The 20,728-nt window shown below is 42.1% G+C and carries 15 protein-coding genes; 4 read left to right on the top strand and 11 right to left on the bottom strand.

Annotation, left to right across the window (positions count from 1 at the left end):
- Positions 1 to 20 precede the first annotated feature (20 nt).
- Positions 21 to 3,023: a LysM peptidoglycan-binding domain-containing protein gene (locus FW759_RS08255; RefSeq protein ID WP_446442688.1), complete on the top strand. Its 3,003-nt coding sequence runs from the start codon at positions 21 to 23 to the stop codon at positions 3,021 to 3,023.
- 135 nt (positions 3,024 to 3,158) lie between these two features.
- Here FW759_RS08255 and FW759_RS08260 read toward each other — a convergent pair whose 3' ends face one another.
- Together FW759_RS08260 and FW759_RS08265 are read right to left on the bottom strand one after the other, a co-directional pair.
- On the bottom strand, positions 3,159 to 4,367 hold the full coding sequence (locus FW759_RS08260; protein WP_446442689.1) for a transglycosylase SLT domain-containing protein: 1,209 nt from the start codon (positions 4,365 to 4,367) through the stop codon (positions 3,159 to 3,161).
- Between the two features lie 996 nt (positions 4,368 to 5,363).
- Complete coding sequence (locus FW759_RS08265) at positions 5,364 to 6,197, bottom strand: Nif3-like dinuclear metal center hexameric protein (protein ID WP_446442690.1); 834 nt, start codon at positions 6,195 to 6,197, stop codon at positions 5,364 to 5,366.
- A 357-nt stretch (positions 6,198 to 6,554) separates the two neighbouring features.
- On the opposite strand from FW759_RS08265, the gene FW759_RS08270 reads away from it, so the two are divergent.
- Positions 6,555 to 7,874: a S1C family serine protease gene (locus tag FW759_RS08270; RefSeq protein WP_062844350.1), complete on the top strand. Its 1,320-nt coding sequence runs from the start codon at positions 6,555 to 6,557 to the stop codon at positions 7,872 to 7,874.
- 111 nt (positions 7,875 to 7,985) lie between these two features.
- Here FW759_RS08270 and yfaE read toward each other — a convergent pair whose 3' ends face one another.
- The 9 genes from yfaE to FW759_RS08315 form a co-directional block, all read right to left on the bottom strand.
- Complete coding sequence (yfaE, locus tag FW759_RS08275; protein ID WP_062844351.1) at positions 7,986 to 8,252, bottom strand: class I ribonucleotide reductase maintenance protein YfaE; 267 nt, start codon at positions 8,250 to 8,252, stop codon at positions 7,986 to 7,988.
- Between the two features lie 160 nt (positions 8,253 to 8,412).
- A complete protein-coding gene (nrdB, locus tag FW759_RS08280) occupies positions 8,413 to 9,546 on the bottom strand; it encodes a class Ia ribonucleoside-diphosphate reductase subunit beta (RefSeq protein WP_446442691.1) in 1,134 nt (377 codons plus the stop codon).
- 86 nt (positions 9,547 to 9,632) lie between these two features.
- Positions 9,633 to 9,989, bottom strand: a complete 357-nt coding sequence (locus FW759_RS08285; protein ID WP_446442692.1) for a hypothetical protein — start codon at positions 9,987 to 9,989, stop codon at positions 9,633 to 9,635.
- A 38-nt stretch (positions 9,990 to 10,027) separates the two neighbouring features.
- Complete coding sequence (locus FW759_RS08290; RefSeq protein ID WP_446442693.1) at positions 10,028 to 10,315, bottom strand: type II toxin-antitoxin system RelE family toxin; 288 nt, start codon at positions 10,313 to 10,315, stop codon at positions 10,028 to 10,030.
- On the bottom strand, positions 10,305 to 10,556 hold the full coding sequence (locus FW759_RS08295) for a type II toxin-antitoxin system Phd/YefM family antitoxin (protein ID WP_446442694.1): 252 nt from the start codon (positions 10,554 to 10,556) through the stop codon (positions 10,305 to 10,307). Before FW759_RS08295 ends, FW759_RS08290 begins: the two co-directional genes overlap by 11 nt.
- A gap of 393 nt (positions 10,557 to 10,949) precedes the next feature.
- Positions 10,950 to 11,663 (bottom strand): hypothetical protein, encoded by a 714-nt coding sequence (locus FW759_RS08300; RefSeq protein ID WP_446442695.1) that lies wholly within the window; start codon positions 11,661 to 11,663, stop codon positions 10,950 to 10,952.
- A gap of 81 nt (positions 11,664 to 11,744) precedes the next feature.
- Positions 11,745 to 14,021 (bottom strand): class 1a ribonucleoside-diphosphate reductase subunit alpha, encoded by a 2,277-nt coding sequence (gene nrdA, locus FW759_RS08305; protein WP_446442696.1) that lies wholly within the window; start codon positions 14,019 to 14,021, stop codon positions 11,745 to 11,747.
- A gap of 505 nt (positions 14,022 to 14,526) precedes the next feature.
- On the bottom strand, positions 14,527 to 14,904 hold the full coding sequence (locus FW759_RS08310; RefSeq protein ID WP_446442697.1) for a YbeD family protein: 378 nt from the start codon (positions 14,902 to 14,904) through the stop codon (positions 14,527 to 14,529).
- A 239-nt stretch (positions 14,905 to 15,143) separates the two neighbouring features.
- The gene (locus FW759_RS08315; RefSeq protein WP_446442698.1) at positions 15,144 to 16,070 is read right to left on the bottom strand and encodes a bestrophin family protein; all 927 of its coding nucleotides are present in this window, start codon (positions 16,068 to 16,070) and stop codon (positions 15,144 to 15,146) included.
- 220 nt (positions 16,071 to 16,290) lie between these two features.
- On the opposite strand from FW759_RS08315, the gene FW759_RS08320 reads away from it, so the two are divergent.
- Positions 16,291 to 18,771 carry a hypothetical protein gene (locus FW759_RS08320; RefSeq protein ID WP_446442699.1) on the top strand — a complete coding sequence of 827 codons (2,481 nt, stop codon included), beginning with the start codon at positions 16,291 to 16,293 and terminating at the stop codon, positions 18,769 to 18,771.
- Entirely contained in the window at positions 18,734 to 20,560 is a 1,827-nt protein-coding gene (locus tag FW759_RS08325; RefSeq protein WP_446442700.1) for a hypothetical protein, read from the top strand. The genes FW759_RS08320 and FW759_RS08325 overlap by 38 nt, the downstream gene beginning before the upstream one ends.
- Positions 20,561 to 20,728: the final 168 nt, after the last annotated feature.

Here is a 20,728-nt window from a genome sequence, read left to right on the forward strand (position 1 = left end):
GTTAGGAAACTTCCAATATCATGTCTACTGTGCTATCAAAATCTCGCTCATTTATCGCGCTGCCATTGACGCTTGCGGTATCCACTTTACTTATCAGTGCTTGTAGTAATACGTCAGCGGTAAAAGATAAAGGTGTGACCAATGGCTCATCTGTTCTTGTTAAACGTCCTTCTAATCAGGCACCTAAAGCAAATAGCAGTGATGACTATTCAACTGCGTTTTTGGATGCGGAAAGCTTGGATGAGTTAGCAGATTTGCTAGAAGCCACTGACATGACTATGGTGGAAGGTAACAAACTTGCGATTCAACAATATGGTGATTTGTGGAATCGTCTACGTGCTGGTTATCGCATGAATGGTGGTCAGCCAATTTATAACCAACGTATCGAAGGACAAAAAAGTTGGTTTACCAGTCGTCAAGATTATCTAAACCGTTTGACAGCGCGTGCCAGTCGCTATATTTATCATACGGTAAGAGAAGCGGAGCGCCGTAATATTCCAACAGAGCTTGCTTTATTACCAGTTATTGAGAGCTCTTACGATCCAAGTGGTACGAGTAGTGCGGCGGCGGCAGGTCTGTGGCAGTTCATACCAAGTACAGGTCGAATTTATGGTTTGAATCAAAGCGGTACTTACGATGGTCGCCGTGACGTTATCGAGTCTACGCGTGCCGCTTATGACTTTTTGACAGCATTGCATAATCAATTTGGTAGTTGGGAGCTTGCGCTCGCTGCATATAATGCCGGTCCTGGTCGTGTTCAAAAAGCGATCGATGCGAATGCTGCACGAGGTTTGCCAACCGATTACTGGTCACTCAGACTGCCTACTGAAACCATGAACTATGTGCCGCGCTTTTTGGCAGTTGCCGAAATCGTTGCCAAGCCTGAGCAGTATGGTGTCTACCTACCTGCTATTGCTAACCGCCAGCATTTCCGTAGTGTACCAGTAAACTATGGAGTAAGTTTGGCTGAGGTAGCACAATTAACTGGTGTGAGTTATGATGAACTAGAAAGACTGAATACGGCTCTGACTTCTGGGCGTGTTGACTCTTCAGGTCCTCAGCGTGTCATCATTCCTAATGATGTCAGTCTCAATGCAGATGCTAAGCTCAGCACATTAAGAGGCAATGGTACAGGTAACGTATTGGCTTCTAATAACACGAGCAGTCCAACTGCCACCACGACTACGCCAAGTTACAATAGCAAACCGTATACCAACTCGTCTTTGCCATCTACTGGCAGTGCATTGGCTGATTATGCGGCGAGTGCCAGCGTGCCTCAACAAACAACAAGCTACATCTCACCCTCTGTGACACCAACCAGTGGCTCTACTTATAATAGTAGTACGCCAAGCCGTACTGAGCCACCACTAACCAATGCAGAAACCAGCAAGATCAATGCTGAGCTTAAGAGTAGTAATAGTTTGCCTACCACTTCTGCTCAAATTACCCAGAATAACACGATTGTTCAAGAGCCACCGCTGAGCAAAGAAGAGCGTGACTTCATTGCCAATCAAATTCGTACCAGTACGTCTGAAACCAATGTCATCAATGCAGACGGCAACATTAACTTATCAGCAGTACAAACACAGCAATCTATCCTAGAAGCCAGTGGTGAAGAAAAGAAACTGAGTTTTGCAAATTCTTCAGCGAGCAAGCCTAAGCCACAAGGCGCACGTACAACGTATACCGTAAAACGTGGCGATACTTTGTCTAATATCGCCAGTCGTGCTGGCGTGAACTGGCGCGATATCGCAGAGTGGAACCAAATAGATGCGAACGCTAAGCTGCTATCTGGTAGTACCTTGTATTTATATAATGCCAAAACCATTGAGCCTTTGAGTACAGAGAGCAGTGCAGCGGCTAAGCAACCAGAAAGTTATGTGGTACAAGGCGGAGACACTTTAATTGGAACAGCGAATCGTTTTGGCTTGTCAGTCACTCAGCTTGCCAGTTATAACAATCTTAGCAGCCGTGCCGACTTACTCAGAGGTCAAAAACTATGGCTAATACCAGGCAAAGTATCTGCGCCTGCTGTGACCCCAGCTGCACCATCTAGTAAACCAAGTAAATCGAGTACAGCTACCAAAAACTATAAAGTGAAAGCAGGGGATGGTCTGATTGCACTAGCGCGTCAGTTCAATGTTCCAACGAGTACACTTGCCACACTTAATGGTATTGGCGCCACAGACTCATTGTATGTTGGTCAAACACTAAAAGTACCTGCTAGTGTTGATTTCAACGCCGCTACCAGCACCACGTCTGCTGCAAGTAGTAACGTAAGTAGCTCAAGTTCGGTAGCGACGACCAACTACAAAGTTAAGTCAGGCGATACCTTAATCGGAATTGCTAATAGCGTGGGTGTTAGCCCAGCGGATATCGCAGCAGTCAATAGTAATTTTAATGCCAATGCACGCTTGCAACGTGGTCAGACCATTAAAGTACCTGTATCTAGAGAATTGGTAGATCGTCAGCTTAACGACAAAGAAGTCAGCTATAAAGTGAAGTCAGGGGATACGTTGACAGGTGTGGCGCAGCGCTACAATATTGGCATCAGCGAATTGGCCGCTGCCAACAATCTAAAAACCAATTCCAACCTCATATTGGGTCGTACCATTACGATTCCTGCCGGTGGCAGTGTCACAACTTCTAGCGCTTCTAGCAGTACTAAGCAAAGCAGTAATTCTACTAGCACAGCAAGTACTAGCAATGGTAAAAAACTGGGCAACACTGAAAGCTACAAAGTCAAATCAGGTGATGGGTTAATTGCTCTAGCCCGTCAATTTGGCGTCTCAGTAGAAGACTTGGCTGCGACAAATAATATGGCAACCAATGCCCAACTGCAACGTGGACAGACACTTAAAGTACCAAAGGCAACCGTCAGCTATACTGTAGGTTCAGGCGACAGCTTGATTGGACTGGCACGTAAGTATGGCGTATCAACACAAGAGTTGGCTGAGATGAACAATATAGCTGCCAATACTATGTTACAGCGTGGTCAACGTCTCACAGTACCAAATCGTTAGCCATTGAGGATTAGGTAAATCTAATACCAGTTTATCGATTAGAGATTTAAGCCTTAGCGCATAAAAAAAGCTGCTCTTTAAAGAGCAGCTTTTTTATTGGACTATTTATTTATAAATTATTGATAAAAGTCTGTGCTAAACCGTTTGGGTTTTGATCGTCTCAAGGTAGCTTCTGATGTTACTGACGTAATGCATCGCCTGACCGTAACGGCTATTAGAAGCTTTGTTGTCAGCTAAATAGGCATAAACGTTTGCCCAGCTTTTATCATCAATACCTTGATCTCTCAATTTACGCTGGATACTTTTTACCGCATTAGGTCCCATATTGTAACCAGCAAGCGCAAACCAGATACGATCTGTTTTTGGTACATCCGCAAACTCACTCTTTACCTGTTCTAAATAGCGCGCGCCGCCACCGATACTTTGATAAGGGTCTACGCGGTCTGAAACGCCCATGGCTTTAGCAGTATTATTAGTCAGCATCATAAGTCCACGCACGCCAGTCGGTGAGACAGCGTTGGCATCAAGGTGTGATTCTTGATAGCCCATTGCGACAAGCAGCTCCCAATCATGGTTATAATTGCGCGCCTGTTCTTCAAAAGAAGATTGATAATCAGGTAACTTTTCTGTCAATGTCTTTTTGAAGTGATCTTGACTATAGGCATCTTTCAATAAGTTTTGATTATAGAATGCCGCCAACTTTTGAGTGTTTTTTAGCTTGATGCTATCACATAAGAAATAACTGGCTTTCTTTGATAATGGGTCAGTTGAAGAGCCAAAGGTCCAGCTTACCTTGGGGTGCAGACCGTTTTTGGTCAAACTGGCGTCATATCCGCAGCTGACATTGACAGAGGCCAAGTTCAGCTTGCTTTTTAGTTGCGTACTGGCTGTGGTCAGCGCCATATCTGCTTTACCTGATCTCAAGGCTTTTAGTGCCGCTTCCTCATTAGCATAAGCTTTGAGACTGATATCCACACCAAGCTCATCGGCATAGGTGCGTACCAAATCAAAACCGAAACCATGTTGGAAACCATCAGTAGCAAAATACGTACTATCGCCTGGGACAGCAGCGATCGTCAACGTATTGTTGAGCATAACATGATCATAAGCTGGCATTTGCACGCCCATCGTCGTCAAACTCTGAGCGGGGAGCGAGAGAAAGGCGATACTAGAGATTTGTGCCAACTTCTTGGTTTTGGAAAAACGAGTCGAAGTAATAGGGGTAACGGATGAAACGATGTTACTTTTAGTGTTGAGCCGGCGTTTGGTCGGACGCAGTAAATAAGAAATACGGCGTTTTGCCCCTTGCGCAGATACCTTTACACGGTAAGTAATACGCTGCATGGATGTCTCCTGATTTTAGCCATCCTACTTACCCTAAAATGTACATTGATCACGCGGATACAACAGGCGCAAATTAATATCACATTTCAAGTGACAGGGTGCTTATCGGATAGACAAGCACACTATCACTCTGTTTTATCATCGATCCGCTACTACCTGTCTTAATAACGTAGCGGGATGTTTTATGTATTCGCTCTCTATTGGTATAAATTTGGGCGATTAAAAAATCGCCCTTAAAATCCGGACGCACAACCACGTGAAGGATATAAATCGAATGATTCCCTCATCGACAATAGATAGCATTAATAGTAAAACAACGATAGATCAAACATAGGTAAGGTCATGAATAAGTTATCAAAACAACGCCGCATATCAATGAGCCAACGAAGGCAATTATTATTACCATACCGCTGTCGCTCGAATATCAATACGTTCATATCTTTGGCAATTTACTTGTAAATTCATTTATAACAAAGCAAATAAGTGCAGATATGTCATTGTTCAGGTATAAGGATGAGCAAATAACCTTGATAGATAAATACAGCAATCAAAACTTTCTATCAATCAAAAATATTAATCAAGGTATGCAACACCCTTATTAAGACGCCAAAATGAAGGCAAAAATCACTGCTAAAAATATATGAGACAGTGAAAAACCAATGGACAACTACTCTAAAACCTTACAAAGCAATAAGATATTAGAGAGTTATTCTCATTAAAGCGCCATAACCGGAAGCTATAATAAATGGGAAGTCTCATGACAAGACGTTCTTTCTTCAGTGAGTAATATGTAGATACTGATAAGATTATTCAAGAGGAGTTAAGAAATAAGCGATAAAACTTAACAATAGAACTATAGACGGTAAAAAATAGGGTTATTATTCATGGGTTTATAAAAATGAATGTCATAGAAATAGGTGTGATAAGACAAAAAATAAATATCTTTGTCTTATTTTTTCAAACGTCTTTGCCAAATGCTATTCAATAATGGTGTATTTAAGCAGGGTTTTCAATATCAATAAAAGTGACAGGCAGCGCAAAATGATCAGCAAGCACATGACCCAATGCTTCGATACCACCGCGTTCTGTCGCATGATGACCACAGGCAAAATAATCTATGCCAAGCTCACGAGCAATGTGAGTAGTGCGCTCCGATATTTCTCCAGAGATAAAGGCGTCACAGCCCATGATCGCTGCCTGCTCAATCATATCTTGCGCGCCGCCCGTACAGATACCAATGCGTTCAATCATTCGCTCACTCTCTATACGGTTGTCAGTCTCATTAGGGGCGTGATAGTTGGCTGAGATGTGTAATGGCGTACGTCCCAATACTTGAGTGATGTGAGCAATAAGACTGCCTGCACTTTGTGGCTGGCAAGTAGTGATATTGCCAACGGGATGCGACTCATGAGGGTATAGCGCACCAGTGACGGTTAAATTCAGTAGTTCTGCGAGTTTGGCATTGTTGCCAATGATCGGATGCGCATCAAGAGGCAGGTGATAACCGATCATAGAGATGCCGTGTTGCATCAGTTTGCGGATGCGTCGTCCTTTCATTCCGGTAATAGGAGCGGGTTCACCTTTCCAAAAATAACCATGATGTACCATAATAACATCTGCATTTTCTGCGATAGCCGCATCGATCAGCGCTTCACAGGCAGTAACTCCAGTGACAATACGCTGAACAGATTGTCCACCATCAACTTGTAAGCCGTTTGGGGCATAGTCTTTAAACGCGCCAACCGATAGGTAGTCATCGCAAAACTGCGTTAAGTCTTGTACGCTAATACCAGTAGGAATGGTAGGTGTTGAGACAGAGTTAGTGATCATTTTTATTTTCCTTATAATTGTGGCGTGCTTAGAGTCAATATGAATGAGTTATATAATGAAAGCGCTGCAAATAGCTTATCACTGAATAGACTGTCACTGTACATGGCAGGCGTCTTAAAGCCTGCATTTTAACATGACACTGCAAAAGAGTAGACAAGGGCAATAACTGAAATGGTACACGATACGTTACAATTCGGCAGTGTTGACAGTTATAATTTAGGCACGTGAGCCTGTACCCAACATCACCTATGATGACCTCTCTGCACTAATTGCCACTAGGTAGGTTATGTGAAGTCAGCACGTTTCTCTTACTTCATTCACTTTCGTTCGTTTGTATCAAATTTATAGAGGTTTTATATGTCGTCATCTCGGAACACCAACAACAAGGCGCCTTTGCTAAAATGGTTACCTTGGGTTTTATTACTGATAGTGATTGCCGCATTTGTCTGGTTGTTTATGAGTATGAAGTCGCCGTCTAAGGATACATGGGAGCCGCCAAGAACCACGCCAGCTGAGCAACAAGCTTCAGCGCCTACCAGTGATACACCAGCGCCCATTGCTTCGTATCATAACGCGGTCGCTCGAGCGTCGCAGTCGGTTGTCAATATCTACACCACCCAAACGATGACAGAGCACCCTTACATGGATGATCCAGTATTGCGCCGGTTCTTTGAATATCATGGTGGCCCCTCACAAGAGCAAGGCAATACCAATTTAGGCTCTGGTGTGATTGTGTCAGAAGATGGCTATATCGTGACCAATGCGCATGTCATTGAAAAGGCAGATGAGATTACGGTTGCCTTTAACGATGGTCGTAAGAGCCGTGCTAAAGTCATTGGGACAGATCCAGACAGTGACTTGGCCGTGATTAAAGTAGACATGACTGGACTGACGCCACTTGGTTTCCGTGAAGAACCTATTCGAGTGGGCGATGTGGCATTAGCCATTGGTAACCCATTTGGAGTCGGTCAGACCGTGACACAAGGCATCATCTCAGCTACAGGTCGTACAGGTCTTGGCGTCAATAAGTTTGAAGACTTTGTACAAACCGATGCGGCAATCAATCCTGGTAATTCAGGCGGTGCATTGGTGGATGCATATGGTGAGCTACTTGGGATCAATACCGTGATTTTCTCACGCTCTGGCGGCTCTATGGGTATCGGTTTTGCCATTCCTACTTCTATCGTCGAGCAGGTTATGAATGCTCTGATTAAAGATGGTCGAGTAAGCCGCGGTTGGCTGGGTATCGAGATACAATCACAGCTACGTGATCCGACACAGCTTGAAACCTCAACAGGGGTAGAAGTCTTAAATGTCATCGAAGGTGGCCCTGCTGCTAAGAGTGGGTTGCGTGTTGGCGATATTATCTTGACTATTGATGGTGTTGAGATGACAGATGCCAACACGCTGATTCAGTATGTTGCGCGCAAATCGCCTAATACCAAGCTGAATGCACAAATATTGCGTCAAGGCAAAAACGCGCAAGTAGAGATATTGTTAGAAGAGCGTCCAGCGCAAGAGACCGTTGAACAGCCAGTGGTGATGATGCAAGATGAAGACGGCCAGTTAGGCCTACAAGGTGAGCAGCAAGAAGTACCTATGATGTCAGAGGCCGAGCGTGACCGTATGCGTGAAGAGCTATTAAAATTGTTCGAGCGAGATGGTGCGCCTTTATAACAGGCACATTTAGCAAGGTTTTAAACAAAGAAACCAGAGCAGTCTATAAGAAAAAGCGCGCTATCTGTTGAGATAGCGCGCTTTTTTGATGATTTTTTAATGTATAAACAGTTATTTTACGACAACCTCATGATTGATATAAATCACTCCTTGCACACGGCAACAGCAAGGTAGGATCTCATCGTCCTCAATCATGGCAAGCGGATGAAAGGGATAATCAATCGTATGGGAGCTGGCAATACGTTTGATGCGACAACTACCACAATAGCCTTCACGGCATTGATAATTCACTTCATGCCCTGTCCGTAGCAATCCATCGAGCAGGCTTTCATCATCATGTAAGTAAAACTGTTTTTTACTGGTCATTACCCAAGTCATAGTCTTGATCCTATTTCACTGGTTGTCTGATGTTCCAGAATTTTTGAGTACTATATAAATGCGCAATTGGTATAAACTTTTCTTACTAGTGGTTCGCAAATGTAATAGATGCTTACCGCTTAAATTCATTAACGCTTAGATGCATTAAAGCTTAAAATTATTAAAGTTCAAAGTCATCGAAGTCACTGTCTGACAAATCAGAGTCAATCTGACCAACCAAGTACGAGCTGATTTCTGTCTCTTGCGGCGCAACTTGCACGTTGTCAGAAGACAGCCACGTATTGATCCACGGAATCGGGTTTGATTTTGAGTTCGGGAACGCCGCTGGCAAGCCGACCGCTTCCATACGTAAGTTGGTGATGTACTCGATATACTGGCACAGAATGTCTTTGTTTAGACCAATCATCGAGCCGTCTTTGAACAAATAGCCTGCCCATTCTTTTTCTTGCTCAGCCGCTTTGCGGAAGATCTCAATACTTTCTTCATAACACTCGGCGGCAATCTCGACCATCTCAGGATCGTCACGACCGTTACGCATGAGGTTTAGCATATGCTGCGTACCAGTCAAATGCAGCGCTTCATCACGAGCAATGAGCTTGATGATTTTGGCATTGCCTTCCATCAATTTACGCTCAGCGAAAGCAAACGAGCAGGCAAATGACACATAAAAACGAATGGCTTCTAAGACATTGACCGCCATGATGCACAGATACATCTGTTTTTTCAGCGCGCGTAAATCGACTGTGATCTCTTTGCCATTGATGTTATGCGTGCCAGCACCGTATAAGCTATATAGCTGTGAGTTGCGGTATAGCTCATCATAATACTGAGCAATATCAGAGGCACGGCCTAAGATGTGTTCGTTTTGCATGATGTCGTCAAAGATAATGTTTGGGTCATTGACGATATTACGAATGATATGAGTATAGCTGCGTGAGTGAATGGTCTCGCTAAACGACCACGTCTCAATCCATGTCTCAAGCTCAGGGATAGACACCAGTGGCAAGAGCACCACGTTTGGACTACGACCTTGGATAGAGTCGAGTAGGGTCTGGTACTTGAGGTTGCTCAAAAATATGTGCTGCTCGTGAGATGATAGGTTGCTAAAATCCATACGGTCGCGTGACACATCAACTTCTTCTGGACGCCAAAAAAACGACAGCTGCTTTTCAATCAATTGCTCAAAGATTGGATGCTTTTGTTGGTCATAGCGTGCCACGTTGACAGGCTGACCAAAGAACATCGGCTCTTTTAGCGCATCGTTTGGCGTTTGAGAAAAAATCGAGTAAGTCATGGGACTGCCTTTATAAGTGATACGGTTATTAATGTGAAGGTTAAAAATGCTGCTGTAAAAATACTGTGTCGAATGTATCGACTATACTATAGATTTTCTAAGGATATCTGTGAGGATTCTTGTCCATCATTCATATAAGCTTTGAATATCTCGCTCAGCTCACTATCATCTAATGCTTCTAATTCATCGAGAGCGCTCTTACGCAGTGTACTCACGTCAGCATTTTCTGCGGCTCTTTGTACTTCTTTTTTGGTCTGCTTTTTTACTTGTTTTTTAGGTACTCTTGGCGCGTCTGCTTTTGGCGTTTCGCTCGCATCTAACTGCTGACGAACCGCTGCAATATCAACCTCGACTTGTACGATATGCGAGCCACCATCGTTTAGGTCTGAAAATACGTTTGGGATAAACAAACCACCGTCTTTGATGATTGCGGTATATTGCACATGACCTCCATCGTTTTAGTTCTATCTGTATGTTTTAATTATGGCTGACGCGTCGCCAGACTGTCATATACCTTATTATTTTCTCTTTTACCGACTGCCAATATATAAACCACCACCACGTCATCTTTAACGGTATATACCAAACGATACCCTATGGTGCGTAATTTAATTTTATAAGTATCTATATGTCCTGAGAGTTTTGACGCAGGCACATGAGGGTTGGATAGTCGCTGCTGTAATTTTTTCTTAAACTGCTGCTGGATACTTGGCGCTATCTTTTTCCACTCTTTTAATGCTAACGGGTGAAACTCAAGACTATAAGTCATCTAACGTGACCTTGATAGGTGTTTGCCCATCATTCATCCGTGCGTTTACAGTCTGGCTTAATACCATATCGTCCATCGCTTCCATCATGCGCTCGAAGACGTCTGTTGATACCAAATAAGCCACGGGTTTGTTATGGTTTAAAATAGCAATCGACTCACCATCTGACTGTTTAATCAATGCAGAGGGATTGCTTTTTAGCTCTGAAATACTGGCTGTTTGCGTCGCAAATATCGGTTGCATGATTCATTCTCCGTTAAAATTATGCTCTAAATATAGGGCTAATTTTAGCACGAAAATTCGGTCTTAATTGTTATTGCGTTAAATTTAATGTTGGGGGGAGCCAATCCCGCCTACCGCTTGTATCTGCTTAGCCGCTGGCGTGCAGTCTATTGTGTCTGACCGCATTCCTGTTATCTCGATACTACGCTCAGCCACAAACTACATCGCCATCGTCGTCAGCAGGATACCGCTATAGTCAGGGCTAAAAAGCCTTGTTAGGGCGTCTTTCTCTTTTCTTAACGACTCTTCTGTTTGGGTATAATTCGTAGGATGTGCCTTGCGCACCTTTAAACATAGTTTTTATATCATTGGTGCGCTGGGCGCACCCTACAACACTATGAATATATTCAATTATTAGATGTTTGTAAGTAGCTTAAAAGAAACTCCAACTAGTGGCGCAGTACTTGTTAGCACAGTTGTAATATTAGCTAATTCTGCGAAAACCAAAGAGATTTTTTTGCCCAAAGTATTTTGATTAAGAAGCTCTCTATATTGTTCATCTGTAAGGAGTCTACCAAGAGAAGTGTTCAATGCATCAGAAACTGGAAGGATACCAGCTATATGGTATTCTTCAATTGAGTTTATAATATTCCTTAAACTTCTTATTAGAAATTTTTTAAGTTCAGGTTCAATTTCTTGAGACTCTAAAGTTTGTTCCAATATCGCACTTAGCTCTTTTTTTATAGAAAATAATTTTTCAAGATCATAATCTGAAGTATATCTATCCCCAACAAATTTTACGAAAATCTCTAAACCTGTAATTGTAGTATCTTTAATTACATTAACAATACTTCCCCAAGTTGAGTTTAAATTATTTACTTCGTGCAATCTTTTTAGGTTTTTGATAATAGGCTGTGTAACATCCTCATAATTCTCAAGGTTAGATAGCTCGAGACAAACCTCCTCAATAAGCCTATGAAACTTAGCGATTCTTTCCATTCTCAAGGGTATATCCCCTTCAGTGTCTAAGAGTTCATCCCAAGCTTTAATAGATGAAGTATTAATGCTGATCTTTTTAGCATTCTTTAAAAAAACTATTAAGCGTTCAATTGGATTGTTGAGTTCCATTTATTAATCCCTAATAAATTCAAAGGTACAAAACCAAGCAGCGAGTTTAACCCAATAGCCAAACCCGCCATCCATCAAAACTTAAATCTTACAAGCACCGCCCGCACAATCATCTTCCATATCCGCTTGGGCGTCGTTCGCACCATCACGCGTGTTATGGTAGTACAACGTCTTCACACCCATCTTATAAGCGTTTAGCAAATCTTTTAGCAATATCTTCATCGGTACACGGCCACCTGCATAACGAACTGGATCGTAGTTGGTATTGGCAGAGATACTTTGATCGACGAACTTCTGCATGATGGCGACCAGCTTTAGGTAGCCGTCATTGTTTGGCATTTGCCATAGTAGCTCGTACTGATCTTTTAGCTTGTCAATCTCAGGCACAACTTGCTTTAAGATGCCATCTTTTGACGCTTTGATAGACACCAGACCACGTGGTGGCTCGATACCGTTGGTCGCGTTGGCGATCTGACTTGAGGTCTCAGATGGCATCAAGGCGGTTAGGGTTGAGTTGCGTAGACCGTGTTCAGTGATATTCCTACGTAGCGTTTCCCAATCGAGATGTAGCGGCTCTTGGCAGATTTTATCCAAGTCGGCTTTGTACGTATCAATCGGCAAGATACCTTGTGAGTACGTGGTCTCATTAAATGCAGGGCAAGCGCCTTGCTCTTTTGCCAATTTGTTTGACGCTTTTAAGAGATAGAATTGCAACGCTTCAAACGTTTGATGCGTCAGACCAAGCGCGCTGTCGTCTGAATAGCGTACGCCATTTTTGGCAAGGTAATACGCATAGTTGATCACACCCACACCAAGCGTACGGCGACGCATACTGCCGTTTTGAGCGGCTTTGACTGGATAGTCTTGGTAGTCGAGCAGGGCATCAAGTGCACGCACGATTAGCTCGGCTGGCTCTTCGATGTCGCTGACGTTTTCGACTTTACCCAAGTTGACCGCTGATAGCGTACAAAGCGCGATTTCGCCTTCTTCGTCATTGATGTTATCAAGTGGCTTGGTTGGTAGCGCGATTTCCATACATAGGTTTGACTGGCGAATCGGCGCAACGGTCGCGTCAAATGGGCTGTGCGTGTTGCAATGGTCGACGTTTTGGATATAGATACGACCTGTACTGGCGCGCTCCTGCATCATTAGACTAAACAAGTCTGCCGCTGGGATTTGACGGCTACGCACGTTAGGATCGTTTTCGTACTTGGTGTATAGCTCTTCGAATTTGTCTTGATCTTCAAAGAACGCATCGTAAAGGCCTGGGGTATCGCCTGGTGAGAATAGCGAGATGTCTTGACCTTTGATGAGGCGCGTGTACATCGTTTTGTTTAACTGTACGCCGTAGTCCATATGACGGACACGGTTGTCTTCAACACCGCGGTTATTTTTGAGTACCAGTAATGACTCAACTTCTAAATGCCATAATGGGTAGAACAATGTCGCAGCACCGCCACGTACGCCACCTTGTGAGCAGCATTTAACGGCCGTTTGGAACAATTTATAAAAAGGAATACAGCCAGTATGCTGTGCTTCACCGCCACGGATAGGGCTACCAAGGGCACGGATACGACCTGCGTTGATGCCGATACCAGCACGCTGTGACACATAGCGTACGATGGCGCTAGTGGTGGCGTTGATAGAGTCTAGGCTATCACCACATTCGATCAATACGCACGAGCTAAACTGGCGCGATGGCGTACGCACACCTGACATGATTGGTGTTGGTAGTGAGATTTTGAATTCTGACGTCGCATCATAGAAGCGTTTGACGTAGTGTAGGCGGTCTGATTTGTCATAACCAGCAAACAAACACATGCCAACGAGCATGTACAAGAACTGCGGGCTTTCAAAAACCGTCTTGGTCACGCGATCTTGTACAAGGTATTTCCCCGCCATTTGCTCAACAGCAGCATAAGCAAGGTTCATATCGCGCCAATGGTCAAGATACTCTTCTAACTCATCAAATTCAGCACGGCTGTAGTCCGCTAAGATGTGCTGATCGTACTTGCCTGCGTCCGTTAAGGTTTTGACATGATCATAAAGATGGGGCGGCGTAAATCTGTTGTAGGCAATTTTACGCAGATGAAAAATGGCCAAACGCGCGGCTAGATACTGATAGTCAGGGGTGGTTTCAGAGATAAGATCGGCGGCTGACTTGATGATGGTTTCGTGAATATCACGAGTCTTAATACCTTCATAAAACTGGATGTGCGACTTTAGCTCAACTTGCGATACTGACACATTTTCTAAACCATCAGCGGCCCACGCGATAACCTTATGAATTTTTTCTAAATTAATAGGTTCTAAACGTCCATCACGTTTGGTTACTTGGATTTTATCAATATGTGTCATGTTGGCCTCTTAAGTTGATTACTTATAGTGATGCTGCACGGCTGGTACTTGGCAGACATTCTTTATAACGCTAGCGCGACAGGTTTTTTTAGGCAAAAAGCTGCCGCTACTCATGATGATGATTAAAATCATTGAGTACTACATGTAGCGTGTTTGTTAGTAGGTAGGCACAATATAGCGGGAAAGTTTTGAAAATACTATATTGATTTTACGATAAAACTATGTTGCTGACAGTCCATATTTTGGCAAAGGACGATGGGACAAGGGTTAAGCGAGAATAAGAAAAATAATAAATTTTTTGTAAAAATGGAATGACTGTTTGCTTTTGATTCCTTCACAAATTATCAGGCCATAAAGAGCAGGCTGGTAATAAAAATGAGGGCGCAGATTGTACATCAAACCACAAAAAATCGCCACCCGTATATTATTAATAGCGAGTGACGATTTGGACGAAAAAGATAGTGGTTTTAACCAACTATCATCCCGTTAAATAACGACGGTCTTATTAAACAACCATGCGTACCGTTTTGGCGTTATCAAGTGACGCATACAGCGCATTGACCTGATTGGCATTGGTTAAATATAGATTGACCCGCGCTGAGTGAAAACGACCCGTTCTAGAGGGCTTGACTTCGATAGAGGCCAAATCAAAATCTGGGAACTGACTGCCCAAGATAAGCTTCACTTCATTAAGCAAGCTTTCGTGCTCGCCTTCATGACCAATGATACTTAAAGGATAGTTCATCGGAAAATCCCAAAGCTCAGGATTTTGAATGTCCGTTTTTTTGCCTTTTAAGATGCCTTCATTGGGCGTGAGCTCAGTCACATTCACCGCTCTTTTGTTTGCTGGGTTTTGGCTATTGTCTCTTTGATCATCACTCATGATGTATGCCTCGCTTTTCTAAGAATTTGGCTATATAAATATTGGCCTTAACAAAGCCAAAAAGCTGAGACAGGCTCAGGCTTTTAATGAACTCAATTTCTGGACAGTTGCCTTTATTAAGGGGAGTTTCTTTATGGGCTATTTATGGTGGTATCTGCACGATTTTTCAAGTACCGTGATATCCAACCATGATCAGTCAGGCGCTGTCATAAGCAACGACGAGCGTTGCCATTATACCGTTATGACAGATAATCATTGATAGGTGCAATAGCAGGTGGCAAGTCTGGTTCTCCCAAGGCTTCTAATAAATTGATCTCAATAGTACGTGACAGAGCGGTAAGCGGTAGTTGGTTGGCAGCCATGCCAAAGGGTTCTTCAAGCTCCTCGCTCAGCGCATCTAGACCAAAAAACGTATAGGCAATCACCGCACAAATGAGAGGCGTTGCCCAGCCTAGAGAGGCAACCAAGCCAAAGGGCAGCATAATACAATACAAGTAGGTCGTACGATGCACCAATAGCATATAAGCAAAGGGCAGTGGCGTATTATGAATACGCTCACAAGCAGCCAAGACAATCGTCATCGATGTCAGACGTTCGTCCATGTTTTGTATCACTTGCTCTGACGTAAGCCCTTGACGTCGAATATCCCCAAGCGCTTTCCCCATTAAACGCATTAGATAATTAGGTAAGTTTTGCGCTTGACGCATGCTGGCATGATGCGTTGGGTCAACAAACCGCTCGATATCTTGCCACGGCTCAGTATCACGAAGGCGATGGCGCACAGCGTGAGTAAACGCAATGGTTAGATAAATCATGTTTTTCTGCAAATTTTGTCCAGCTTTGTCTTCTTCGTCTATAAAAGACAAGACTTGACGAGTGAGGCTGCGACATTCGTACACCAGCTGACCCCAGAGACTGCGAGCTTCCCACCAACGCTGATAGCTTGCATTATTACGAAATCCTAAAAACAATGATAAAGCGACACCGAGTAAAGTAAAGGTCGCTGTCCCATAGTAGGGGAATGAGTTCGGAATCCAGTGCTGCACAATCGTAATCAAAGTACTTAGTAGAGCGATTAACAGAATTTGTGGATAGATTTTTGGAATGATTGAACCGCGAAGGGTAAAAAATATTTTGAAACGGTGAGGTTTTTGCCGAACAATCATGTCAGTTTCCTAGCGGTGGTACATATATATTTCTGGCATAGTATATAGTGTAAGATTGCACTATAGGATAAAACCTACTAATTTTTCGCTCTGATGAATGTGTCAGAATTTGATGATTTTATAGCTCTTGAGAAACAATAGATAGAACGTATATGGTTCTATCTATACATCATGGTCAGGCTAATGAAGGGTATTTCCTTGTAAAAAATTTGGAATTTATATGTCGAAGTATATCGAATTGAATAGAAATTTTTCAGACGTTTCTAAAGATAAAGACGACTCACAAAATATTGAGCATCATATTAAATTTAATGCTGAAACATCTAAGTCATGGGATTGGCTTTTTATCGAGTACCGTTGTATTGTACTCGCTGAGGCAGGTGCAGGGAAAACAATAGAATTTAGACAAAAAGCCACTTTGCTAGAAAGTAGCGGGGATTATGCTTTTTTTATTAGAATTGAAAATATTGATCGTTATTTTTATGAAAGCTTTGAAGTTGGCGATGAGAAGGCGTTCGATAGTTGGTTAGATTCAGATGAAGAAGCATGGTTTTTTCTAGACTCTGTAGATGAAGCCTTACTTACCAGTCCAAGAGCATTCGAAAGAGCAATACGGTATTTTGCCAAAGCGATTAAGAAGGGTCAGCTTAGAGCACACGTATACATTTCTAGTCGACCTTATAGCTGGAGAGCAAAAACTGATCAAGAGTTAATGGATGAAGTTTTACCGCTAAAAGGCAGTGATTATCAAGAAAGCGCTACTAGCAAGGAGACAAAATCTAACGATACGTTTAAAGTTTATAGCTTGCTTCCTTTAGGTAAAAAAAGAATTACTACGTATTGTCAAGAAAAGGGGGTTGAAGATACCCACCAATTGTTGAATGAGATTGAAAGACTTGATCTTTGGAGCTTGGCCGAAAGACCGTTTGACTTAGATACGATAATCGATAAGTGGAAAGATGATGAGTCACTTGATGGACGCTTAGAACTTATACAACATAATATTGATCTAAGGTTGAAAGAGAGTCATAGCGCTGGCTCTCGTACCGCATTAAATACAGATTTGGCGCGCAGCGGGGCACAGCGATTGGCGGCAGCTGTAGTATTAACAGGAAATGCAGAAATTAATGTACCTGACTCTGAGCATAATAAAAAGGGCATAGATGCAGACACCATACTGTACGACTGGGATAGAGGTAATGTCAAAAAATTATTAGAAAGTGGACTGTTTAACGACATTCTATATGGCGCAGTACGATTTAGGCATAGGGATATACGCGAGCTATTGGCAGCAGAGTTTTTTAGTTCGCTAATGAAAGATAATTATAACCGTTTACAGATTGAGTCTTACTTTTTCAGAGACCCTTTTGACGTAAATATTATTACCCCTTTGCTTCGTCCAGTACTGTCTTGGCTAATTCTATTTGATGACAATATTTGCGCTAAGACTTTGAATATAACACCAGAAATTATCATTGAAGGCGGTGATCCTTCTAAACTACCTTTACATACAAGACAAAAAGCAATTTTAAAGCTTATCGACAGTATCGATAAAGATCGCTATAAAGCTTACATAGGAAGCGATACAGCAATTGCCAATCTTGCCCAGCCTGCTTTAGAAAGTGATGTGCTCGAACTTATTAGTGGTTATAAACATAACGACAATATCATTCTATTTCTCAGCCGATTGGTGCTTCAAGGAGCACTGTCGAACTGCGTGAGTGCATTGATACCTGTTATTATCGATAATAATAGAGATAAGTATACGAGAAGAATAGCTGCCAATGCAGTTATGTCAATTGGAACTCAAGAGCAAAAAAATACTGTATGGCAAGGCATTAATGATTCTAATGAGGAGATTCCAAGATGGTTGTTATCAGAGTTAGTTGTTGAGGCTGAGACAAATACCTCAACTGTTGATTTTATTATTCATGGGGTTGTTAATTTAGCCGAATCAAATGAATTTGCGCCCACAGCTTTGTCTGGAGCAGTGTCTGGATTTATTGAGCGTGCAAATAGTGATGTTACTACTTATCTGTTAAATAAGCTCCACAGCTATCTAAGCATAAGGATATTGAATGAAACAGAAAGTGACGAGGTGTCAAAACAAGATGCGTGGCTAATGAGTGTGGCGCTAAAATGTATAGAAAGGTTGACTTTAGCAAGGAATCAATATGCTCTATCAAATACATCACTATCAGTATTGACTCGTGCAGCTGAGTTAAAATTTTATCGAGAAATTCGTTTTGATGCTTGTGAAACGAATTTGCACCATATATTACCTCAGTGGACTGAGTTGAACGATGCCTTGTACTGGTACAGTGTAGAAAACGAAAGAATAAGATTGAGTAGTGCTGATCAACCTCGACCTTTGAATTCTGACTTCCTTCTATTTTATAGAGATAATTATTGGAGGTTTGAAAAGTCTGACTTTTTAAGAGTGCTTGCGTACATCGGGTCACGAACGCTAGACAGCGATAAGCTAGTTGCACTAGGTAATGCGCATCGAATATATGATCAGAGCGACTGTCCCACTGATATGTTGGACGATTTGCGTAAAGCTGTATCAGGAAGCGATGTACTTGAGGATAAATTAGAAAGACTACTGAATCCTGAAATCAGTGAAGCAATGAAAAAGTATGAAGAAGAATCAAAAATAAGGTGTGAGCAAGCAGAGAAAAGAAGAGTGGGAAAAAAGTAAGAAAAAATGGATAACACATTTATGCAATAATCCATCCGAAGTTGTTACACCTTCAGTAGGGGAAGGTGAAATCACTAATAATCATGTGTGGTTATTAGATGAGATAAGAAAAAATAGCGTAGATGCCAGTTGTCTATATTGTACCAACTGGAAAAGCCTGATTCCTGAATTTGGTAATAAGGTTGCTTTAGCGTACAAAGACTTTTGTATGAATTATTGGCGGTGTTATAAGCCTCGGTTAAAATCAGAACAAGACGTTGATAATTCAATTTCTAGCGCTTTATTAATTGCTTTGTCTGGTCTAGAAATTGAATCCAATGAAGTCAGTGACTTCCCCAACTATTTAGATACTAATGACCTGAATACAGCACTGCGTTATATTACTTGGGATATTCATGGTTTTCCCAGTTGGTTTGAAAGAATGCATAGAGCATTTCCAAAAGCCACAGAAGATGCTATGTGGAAAGAGCTGGTTTGGGAGTTAGAAACCTCTTGTTCTGAGGGTTCTTTGAGTCATATTTTGCAAGACTTGATTCATCATGCTCCTTGGCTTCATGAATTTATGGCGGGCAGAGTATTAGAATATTTGATGGGTCGTACCAGTCCACTTACTATTCGTAAAGAGTATTGTGTGAAGATATTGATTGAGGGTGGTGTTGAATCTGGAAAGCTGGCCACACTAGCTGATAAATATATAGCACTTAATACGGATGACTATAAAGAAGTGGCTTGGTGGCATGCACTATTGGTTGATAATGATGCAGATAATGGTATTTCAAAGCTTGAGGACTGGCTATCTGATTTGAATAATACAGATGCTCAGCAACAAGCTGCAGCTATATTTATTACAGGCTTATTAGGCGGAACTTATACTCAGAAAAAAGTATATAACGCAGGAAAATTTAAGACAGCCACTCATTTAAAGACCCTTTATATGCTGATGCATAAATATATTGAGCTAAGCGATGATATACAAAGAGCTGGCAAAGGAGTGTACTCGCCAACGATTCGTGATGATGCTCAAGATGCTAGAGATAGATTATTAAATTATTTAGTAGAGACACCAAGCAAAGAGAACTATTATGCACTTAAGCAAATCTCTAAAGAACATAAAGATAGCTTACATAAGTTGTTGCTGCAAAGACGAGCTTACGAAATGGCGGAGAGGTATGGAGACATAACGCCGTGGTCTGCCAGACAGTTTAAGGAGTTTCATAAATCTAAAGTGTTGCCTCCTCAAACACATAGACAGCTTTTCGAGTTGGCGGTACAACAGTTAAAGGTGCTCAAAGACTGGGTCGAAAATGGCAATGACAGTCCATGGCTAACTTGGCAAAAAGCGGCAGAAGAAAACGAAGTCAGAACGCTAATAGCAGGCTACCTAAATCAACACAGAGGCGGTCACTATACCATTGCTGAAGAACCTGAACTAGCTAATGAGCAACGAATGGATATTTGGCTTGCTAATCCAAAAATTCAATCACCTGTACCTATTGAATTAAAGCTACTCGATAAAAACTGGAGTGGCTCAAAATTATGTGAGCGATTGAGAAATCAATTGGTTGGTGATTATTTAAGAGAAGAAACGGCAGGATGTGGTATTTTTCTTTTGGTATTACTAAATCAAACAAAGGGTTGGAAAATTGAGGGTAAAACAGTCAGTATTGATGAGTTGGCATCAGCTTTGAAGCGATATTGGCAAACTATCTCTGATCAATATACGGGTGTCGAGGAAATAGAAGTCATCGTTATTGATTTAAAAAAACGAGCGCTAGTTTCTAATACATAGATTGTTAGATATCAAGCTGCGATCTTTGCCCTCTTTAATACACCCAATAATTAACTAAATCTTTTAAAGTATAAAAAAAGCCGAGATAAACTCGGCTTTTCTAGTTAATGCACCATCTATTATTAAGAGTATTTGATTTATAAATCCACTACTTCTTTACGCAGTAGT

This window comes from Psychrobacter sp. 1176_08 (assembly GCF_052850615.1).